This window comes from Nostoc sp. FACHB-888, from assembly GCF_014696655.1.
Taxonomy (GTDB): Bacteria; Cyanobacteriota; Cyanobacteriia; order Cyanobacteriales; family Nostocaceae; genus Nostoc.
Genome location: NZ_JACJQM010000189.1, coordinates 1 through 7,874, shown reverse-complemented (window position 1 = coordinate 7,874; position 7,874 = coordinate 1). Strand labels below are relative to the sequence as shown.

The following is a 7,874-nucleotide window of genomic DNA, read 5'->3' as shown; positions in this document are numbered from 1 at the left end:
CCAGCCAATAACTATTACCAGTATTAATACTTAATAGTATGAATATTCTTAGTAACTATTTTTGTATTATTTATAATACTTTTTGAAGTGCGGAAGATGGGATTTTAATTAGTTCAAGAAAGTTTAGTCTGCCTGGGAAGAAAGAATTATGGAAAATGTCATCTGAAGAAAATTTGGTTGTGATGGATGTCATGGAAAGCCCGATTGAAAGACCTAATAAAGGTCAAAAAAGATTTTTTAGTGGCAAACAGGGGGAACATACGTTAAAAACGCAAGTAATTATCCATCAAAAAAGTAGTCAGATCATTTGTTTAGCTCATGGTTTGGGGAAAATTCATGATTTTAAGCTATTTAAAACCAGTGGTGTAAGATTTGGAGAATTACTCAAAGTAATAGCGGATAAAGGCTATCAAGGAATCACTAAAATTCATCAATTAAGTGAAACCCCAATTAAAAAACCAAAAAATAAGAAGTTGACAAAAGAACAAAAGAAATATAATCGAGAACTTAATCGATTAAGAATCACTGTTGAACACGTAAATCGTCGTCTAAAGATATTTAAAATTTTGTCTGATAGATATCGAAACCGTCACCGACGTTTTGGCTTAAGGTCTAATTTAATTGCGGGAATTTATAACCACGAATTAGGCATATAAATTAAGTAAAAAATCAAAGTTATCAAATATTTTCAGTGATTAATCAATAACTGAAACAACGTTTGTTGCCATTTTTTAAGTGAGCCTTCACCTACGGTGGGCGCAACGCCATCGCCTAATAATACTTGCTCGAAAAAATTTATAACCTCTCATCAATAGCGGAAATTAAAATAACCCATCATCATACCACAAAATAATTATGCAAGAGTTCTAATGTCCAAAAGCTGTACAAGCGTGACCAGCCTTATTGGTCATAATCTCTGCGGATAAATCAGATGCTCTGCTCGGAACAGCAGCCTGCTGAGTCCAGCCTGGTGCGCTATTTACGTGACCGTCCACAGAGCGATCGCTTAATCCTCCATGAACGGTTAAATCAACTTATTTTTAGGTCACTTCAAATCTGTGCCATACCGCCATCGACAAACAGCTCGATGCCGTTAACAAAGCTACTGTCATCACAAGCGAGAAAGACGACGGCTTTGGCAATCTCATCCGGTGTGCCTACTCTGCCCAGTGGGATAGTGATGGCTTGGCTGTCTACGAATTCCTGCACCTGCTCATCACTCAGTCCCAAGTGATTGTATGCAGGAGTAGGAACCACGCCAGGACTAATGGCGTTAACCCGGATTTTGCGCTCTTTAAGGTCGAGTGTCCAATTGCGAGCAAACGAGCGCACGGCGGCTTTGGTAGCGCTGTAAACACTAAAGGCTGGGGTGCCCACGGTAGAAGCAGTCGAGGCATTCAGAATGATGGAAGCGCCCTCTGGCAACAGAGGAAGTGCCTTCTGCACGGTGAACAGCAGACCTTTTACATTAGTGTTGAACGTTTTGTCAAAGTCTTCTTCGGTGATGGCTCCAAGTGGGGCAAGTCCTCCACCGCCAGCATTGGCGAAGATCACATCGAGGTGTCCTTGCTCTTGCTTGATTGTGGCGAACAAGCGATCAAGGTCTGCAAGATTCGAGGCATCGCTCTGAATACCCGTGACGTTTTCACCAATTTCTTTCACGGCGGCATCAAGTTCAGTTTGGCGACGACCCGTGATAAAGACATACGCTCCTTCGGCGACAAAGCGCTTGGCAGTGGCAAGACCGATGCCGCTGGTACCGCCGGTGACAAGAGCGACTTTTCCTTCTAGTTTTTTCATTTTGGATGAGTCCTATGGTTGTTGAGGGATGAAAGAGTTGGTGTAAAGAATTGTGAGGTGTCTGCGCAAGTACCTGCTTACAGGTTTGAAAACAGCATATTTAACCCTTCAGTCATCGTGGGATGAGTCAAAATTCCATCACGCAGAACGGTATAGGGCATTTGAGCTTGCATCACCATTTGCACTGTCGAAATTACTTCACCTGCTTCATGGCATAATAGCGAACAACCAAGAATACGACCTGTCTCGGTATCCACGATCGCTTTCATGAGTCCATCGGTTTGACTTTGTGTTACCGCTCGCATAATGTCTCTTGTATCCAGCTTCGCCACTCGAATGGCATACCCTTGTTGCTGCGCTTCGGTTTCGGTCAGACCCACATGAGCCAGTTCTGGGTCGATGAAAAGGCAGGATGGTACCAAGCGATCTTGTGTGCTGCGGTTGCCGCCATCAATTAGATTCACTTTGATAATCCGATAATCGTCCAGTGCCACATGGGTATATTGCGGCCCACCATTGATATCGCCTAACGCCCAGATATTCGGTATGTTTGTCTCCAAGCGATCATTGACTGGAATAAATCCGCGTGCATCGGTTGCCACACCAGCAGCAGCTAGATTTAAGGTATCGGTAGTTGGCGCACGACCGACGGCTATTAGCAAATGCGAACCCTCAAGGCTGATCTCACGATCGGCGACTTGAATCAGAAGTTTAGTTACATTGCCAGAGTGATCGACCCTTGATACCTTCGTCTTCAGCAAGAATTCAATGCCGTCTCGTTCTAAAAGTGTTTGAACGGCAATTGCAATATCTGGATCGTGCTGTGACAGAATTTGCTCACTCTGCCCAATGACAGTGACGCGAGAGCCAAAACGCTGAAACATTTGGGCAAACTCCAACCCAATGTAGCCACTCCCAAGCACGAGCAGATGCTCTGGCAACTGTTCTAGCTCCATGATCGACTCGCTGGTCAAAAACCCAGCTTCTTCGAGTCCCGGCACCGATGGAATCAATGGTCGCGTGCCTGTATTGATAAACAATCGTTCTGCGGTGAGTAAGCGAGTTGTTCCTTCATCTGTTGCAACTTCAATCGTTTTAGGTGCGACAAAGCGAGCTGTGCCAATGATCAGATTGTCCCCCAATGCGGTGTGCAAGTTGTTGAGATTTATTGGTCGTAGGGACTGCACGACTAATCGTTTGCGCCCAATCACTGCCGCCAAATCAACCGTGGGCGGTGCCGTGTTGATGCCATAGGCAGCACTGTTTCGCACAGTATTTGCCACCTCTGCACTTGCCACCATCGTTTTGCTGGGAATGCAGGCAATATTAGGGCACGAGCCACCAATCATGTTTAAGCTGCGTTCCACAGAGCGGTTTTGCGTCCGTCCGCGACTAGTGCAGGTGCCAGGGTTTTACCCGCTTTGCCGCCGCAGATAATAATGTCGTCATAATATTGGGTGTGCATTTCCATCTCCTTTGCGTTTGACGTTACTTCATGCGGCGATTGGGATTACTTCACAGGAGGAAACTTTGCTGCTTCAATAATCAGGTTCGCAACCTCTCTTGGATGAGAGATAAAGGCCACATGGCTTGCTTTGATCTCAGTTGTCTTAGCATCGATTCGCTTTGCCATGAATCGCTCAAGCTCAGGGTTAATTGCCTGGTCTTCCTGAGCCACGAGATACCATGAGGGAATTGTCTTCCAAGCTGCGCTTTCCACTGATTGGTCAAAGACCGCCTTGGCGGGTGGCTTCTGCGTCGCTGCCATCACCCGCGCCTCGACTGTCGATACATCTTTAGCAAAGACCTCGTGAAACTTTTCACGATCAATGTAGAGAAACCCTGCTGTATCAGCTACAAGTGCTTTACTGAGTGGAGGGGGAGCATATCTGCTACTTAACTCGCTAATCGTTTCGCCTGGTTCTGGTGCAAAACCAGCGATATAAACCAATGCTTTCACTTGCGGGTTGCCAGCCGCCGCCGCTGTGATCACGTTTCCACCATAGGAGTGTCCGACCACAACAACAGGTCTCCGTTGGGCATCAATTACCCGCTTGGTTGTGGCAATGTCGTCTGGCAAAGAAGTAAGCGGATTTTGCACAGCGGTCACTGTATAGCCATCCTGTTGCAAAAGCGGAATGACGTGTTGCCATGATGTAGCATCGGCATTGGTACCATGAACCAGAACGATCAAAGGTTTAGAGCCGGACGCTTGGGGTAATTTCTTAAAAATGGCTGATGCTGGATGCATCGATACGATAACGACAACACTAAATGCGAGTAGCAACAGCAATAATCTTTGAACTTTTTTCGATGTAAAAATCATCCTTGTTGTCACCTCTATATTCCTGCTGGACAAACCATCTATCGCGATCATGCGGTATGTGGTCATGACTTTACTCCTTATAGGTTTATAAGTGGTGAAATTAGTAATTAACCCTGTTTTATCACTCTCGGAAAACAATAATCTCAGCCCAATTCTGGAACTTTAATTTAATCCAGGTTTGAGGCTTTATTTCCTAACAGAAACTAAAGTTTATAGACAAAAAGTGGAAACTAAAGCTGCGTAACCGTTTGGGCGATTGGATTCTCCCAAAATGATAAATGAGGGTTAAATACGCTCCCACACCAACTCGAAAACCTTCTCAACACCATCACTTAAAACTGGCGGTGTCAAGAGCGTCACTTGGTTCTTACTCAGAGTAAAGGTGCGAACTAACGCTGTACCAACCCGATTAGGAATTGATGCAATTTCGATCTGGTGAGTTACTGTGTTCCCACTCAATGTATAAGTTCCAGCGTAAGCATTGAATGTCGTGAATGCTTGAGCAAGCTCTTCAACAGGTAGAGATTGCATCTGTGGACTCAGCGGCGATTGAACCTCTTGACTTAGCGGTGGGCGATCGCTCCTAGAAAACATCACCATCATGTGACCATCTAACGTGTAAGTGATGTAGCCAACAGGATGAGTTCCATACACACCTGGAGTCACCGTTCCATCAGCGTGAATAGCAGTTGCAGAAATTAATTTCCAAATGCCAATGAGCGGATTGTTCTGGGTTGATGGTGTAGACATAATGTGCAGCGGTTGTTTTATGATTCTCCGCTACTGAGAGTAACGGGTTTCAACACAAAATCAAATTCCGTTGTGTAAAATGGTTTACTTTGATTCTGTGCCTTGAGTTCGTCTAGTGCTTCGTGCTTTTGTAATTCAACGATCGCCGATCGCACTGCAAAGGTTGTATCTGAATCCAGGTAAGGATCGCCAGCAATAAAAATTTGTGTGGTTAGCAAAGTGTACTCTGGGGCAGTGACTTTAAAATGGATATGAGCCGCCCGCCAGGGATGCCGTCCTAGTAGTCGCAATAACTCGCCAGATGGACCACTCACTGGCACGTTGTAACCTAGTGGCACCACGGTTTCAAACGTATACTTGCCACTGGCACTTGTTTTGAAACGTCCCCGAAAGTTCCCCTGTTGCACAGATGGATCTTGAATGTCATATAATCCTTTGGAATTGGGTTGCCAAACATCAATCAGAGCATTGGCGATCGGTTGATAGTTCAAATCTAAAACCCTGCCTGACATGGAATTGGGTTGCCAAACATCAATCAGAGCATTGGCGATCGGTTGATAGTTCAAATCTAAAACCCTGCCTGACAGGAAAAGTGTGTCGCCTTCTGGATCAATGCCTAAGTGATCGCCCATCTGTCGTTCTGGTGCATTCGCTACATACAATGGCCCTTCTAAATTGCTTTCTGTACCGAGATGGGCATCGTCCAGCAGTTCTACCAACTCTGATATCCCTAGTAAATCTGTCAACAAATGGATCTCTCCAGTGGGAATCTCCTGAGTATGATGACTTACCTGGTTGAGAAAATTACGTCCCTGCTGCAATTCTGATTGGGTCAGATTCACCTCACGCACAAAGTCATGCAAGTGTTGAACCAAGCTTGTGTAAATTTCATACAGTCGCGGGTGAGATTTGCCGCGATCGCCATGATTAACAACGGCTTGAGTGATGCTGTCAAGCGTGATTTTCTCGTTGATTGTCATTATCGTCTCTAAGTAAACAAGAGGAAGAATGGTTAGACCGTATTAAGGCATCATGTAAAAATAAGTTGTACAAAATTTATTTGGAATAGCTTGCTAAATCTAGCTTTCGCACAAAAATTGTTCAGGTTATTTTTACACAAATCCTAAGGAGCCAGGGCGATCGTTGTTTGGATATCTGCATCCGTAACAGGGGGTGGCGGTGCAGTTGGATCATCGGACGTGCCAATTTCCATAAAAAACTGCTTAATTTTCTTTAAGAAAGTCCAGCAGCAAAGGATTGACTTGATCTGCATGAGTCCAGTTTATAGCGTGCGGACCGCCAGGTATTAACACAAGGCGACTGTCTTTAATTAGCTTCGGCAGCCTCGCTGCGGTGGACTCAAATGGAAGGATGCGATCGCCATCTCCATGAATGATCAGGGTTGGTACGTCAATATGTGGCAGATCGTCACGGAAATCGGTCAGCCACGATGGTACACAGTTCAGAGTTCCCTTAGCGGAAGCTCCTGCTGCAACATTCCAACTCATCTGGATGGCTTCTTCGCTGATGCGACCGCCCATAAGCACATCTATGTTGTAAAAGTCTTTAAAAAATGCGGATAGATATGCTGGACGATCCTCTACGATACGCTTCATAATTCCGTCGAATACACTGCGATCGACCCCTTCGGGATTGTCGTCTGTCTTCACTAGGAAGGGTGGTACTGGAGCCATTAACACTGCTTTACTGACGCGCTCTGAGCCGTACTTGCCCAAATAGCGCGTGACTTCGCCAGTCCCCATCGAGAAGCCGACTAGCACTGTATTGTGCAGGTCAAGTTCTGTCATAAGCGTGTTCAAATCCGCAGCGAAGGTGTCGTAGTCATAGCCAAACGACGGCTGGCTAGAATCACCAAAGCCTCTGCGATCGTAAGTGATGACCCGATAGCCCTTGTCCAACAAAACTCCTACCTGCTTTTCCCAAGAATGACCGCTTAGAGGAAACCCGTGGATTAGCACAATGGGCTGACCTGCTCCGAAATCTTCGTAATAAATATCGATGTTTCCAGAGTTTTCTTTACCGGCAGTAACGTAAGGCATTAGAGTCTCCTTTTTTGTGAGTCGATTTGTTGTCTTATGCGGAAAGTAAAGCTAGGCGGACTCAGAATTTCGTCATCATGTTGTGCAGATGAAAATTTCTTGGTGTATGTTTTCTTTTCAGATGGGTTGCACAGTATAGTTTTTATGCAGAAGAACGGCAGGTCATGACCCCTTCCCTCTAAGTGTTGGCATTGGAATTACCCCCCATCGCTCGAATCGTGATTGTGGGTTCATAGGTAGGGTAACAATGCACCAAGACAGTATCTTCGGATCGGGTCACGTACAGCACATAAACAGGTCTGCCTCCCAATACGGCACTCACAAGGTTGGGGGGTGTGGAGGCAGTTGCAACAAGTTTTCACTGATTCAGAGCTTGTATATCTGGCGTTTCAGATAGAACAGGCTTTGCTTGAAAAGATTGCAAACCGATCAGGACTAATGCTGTAACAATGACCAGTGCAACAGACAATTTAACGGATAGTTTGAACATGATTTAGTAGTTTTAGTTTGGCTTTGCCAAATAGGGAAAATGGATTCGCAATCTGTTGGGTTTTCCAGTTTGCTGTCCCTGAGCCGACATCCCGTATCCATGCTGTCAGAAGCCTTTCCCTTGTCTTTGCGTGGGTGAGTTAATTTGCGAGCGCTGAAGGTGAAAGTACTTGCTGTGAAAGGCAACCTGCGGCTTTAATTAAATCGGCTGCTTTTTCGGCAATCATAATGGTGGGCGCGTTTGTATTTCCTGTGGTGATCCTTGGCATGATGGAAGCATCTACGACACGCAACCCCTCAATTCCATGTACCCGGAGTTCAGGATCTACCACTGCCATTAGGTCAGTGCCCATTTTGCAAGTGCCGACCGGATGATACACCGTATCACAAGCTTCTCGGACGTAAGCAACGAGTGCTGCATCACTCTGCTTATCGGCACCAGGAGCGAT

General features: G+C 45.6%; 7 protein-coding genes and 1 pseudogene. 1 reads left to right on the top strand and 7 read right to left on the bottom strand.

The features are described from left to right. Positions 1 to 95 precede the first annotated feature (95 nt). Positions 96 to 656 (top strand): annotated as a pseudogene (locus H6G26_RS35955) (transposase family protein); the annotation flags it as partial. A 394-nt stretch (positions 657 to 1,050) separates the two neighbouring features. Here the strand turns inward: H6G26_RS35955 and H6G26_RS35950 are convergent. The 7 genes from H6G26_RS35950 to H6G26_RS35915 all read right to left on the bottom strand — a co-directional run. Further along, complete coding sequence (locus tag H6G26_RS35950; RefSeq protein ID WP_190736157.1) at positions 1,051 to 1,800, bottom strand: SDR family oxidoreductase; 750 nt, start codon at positions 1,798 to 1,800, stop codon at positions 1,051 to 1,053. Between the two features lie 77 nt (positions 1,801 to 1,877). After that, on the bottom strand, positions 1,878 to 3,167 hold the full coding sequence (locus H6G26_RS35945; protein ID WP_347242568.1) for a mercuric reductase: 1,290 nt from the start codon (positions 3,165 to 3,167) through the stop codon (positions 1,878 to 1,880). A gap of 143 nt (positions 3,168 to 3,310) precedes the next feature. Next, on the bottom strand, positions 3,311 to 4,192 hold the full coding sequence (locus tag H6G26_RS35940; RefSeq protein ID WP_190736154.1) for an alpha/beta hydrolase: 882 nt from the start codon (positions 4,190 to 4,192) through the stop codon (positions 3,311 to 3,313). Positions 4,193 to 4,411: 219 nt separating this feature from the next. Beyond that, positions 4,412 to 4,876: a lipocalin-like domain-containing protein gene (locus H6G26_RS35935; RefSeq protein ID WP_190736152.1), complete on the bottom strand. Its 465-nt coding sequence runs from the start codon at positions 4,874 to 4,876 to the stop codon at positions 4,412 to 4,414. 17 nt (positions 4,877 to 4,893) lie between these two features. Continuing rightward, positions 4,894 to 5,856 (bottom strand): dioxygenase, encoded by a 963-nt coding sequence (locus H6G26_RS35930; protein WP_190736150.1) that lies wholly within the window; start codon positions 5,854 to 5,856, stop codon positions 4,894 to 4,896. A gap of 243 nt (positions 5,857 to 6,099) precedes the next feature. Then, positions 6,100 to 6,936 carry an alpha/beta hydrolase gene (locus tag H6G26_RS35920; protein WP_190736148.1) on the bottom strand — a complete coding sequence of 279 codons (837 nt, stop codon included), beginning with the start codon at positions 6,934 to 6,936 and terminating at the stop codon, positions 6,100 to 6,102. 629 nt (positions 6,937 to 7,565) lie between these two features. Further along, a partial coding sequence (locus tag H6G26_RS35915; RefSeq protein ID WP_242054166.1) for a GMC oxidoreductase occupies positions 7,566 to 7,874 on the bottom strand: 309 nt, incomplete at its 5' end.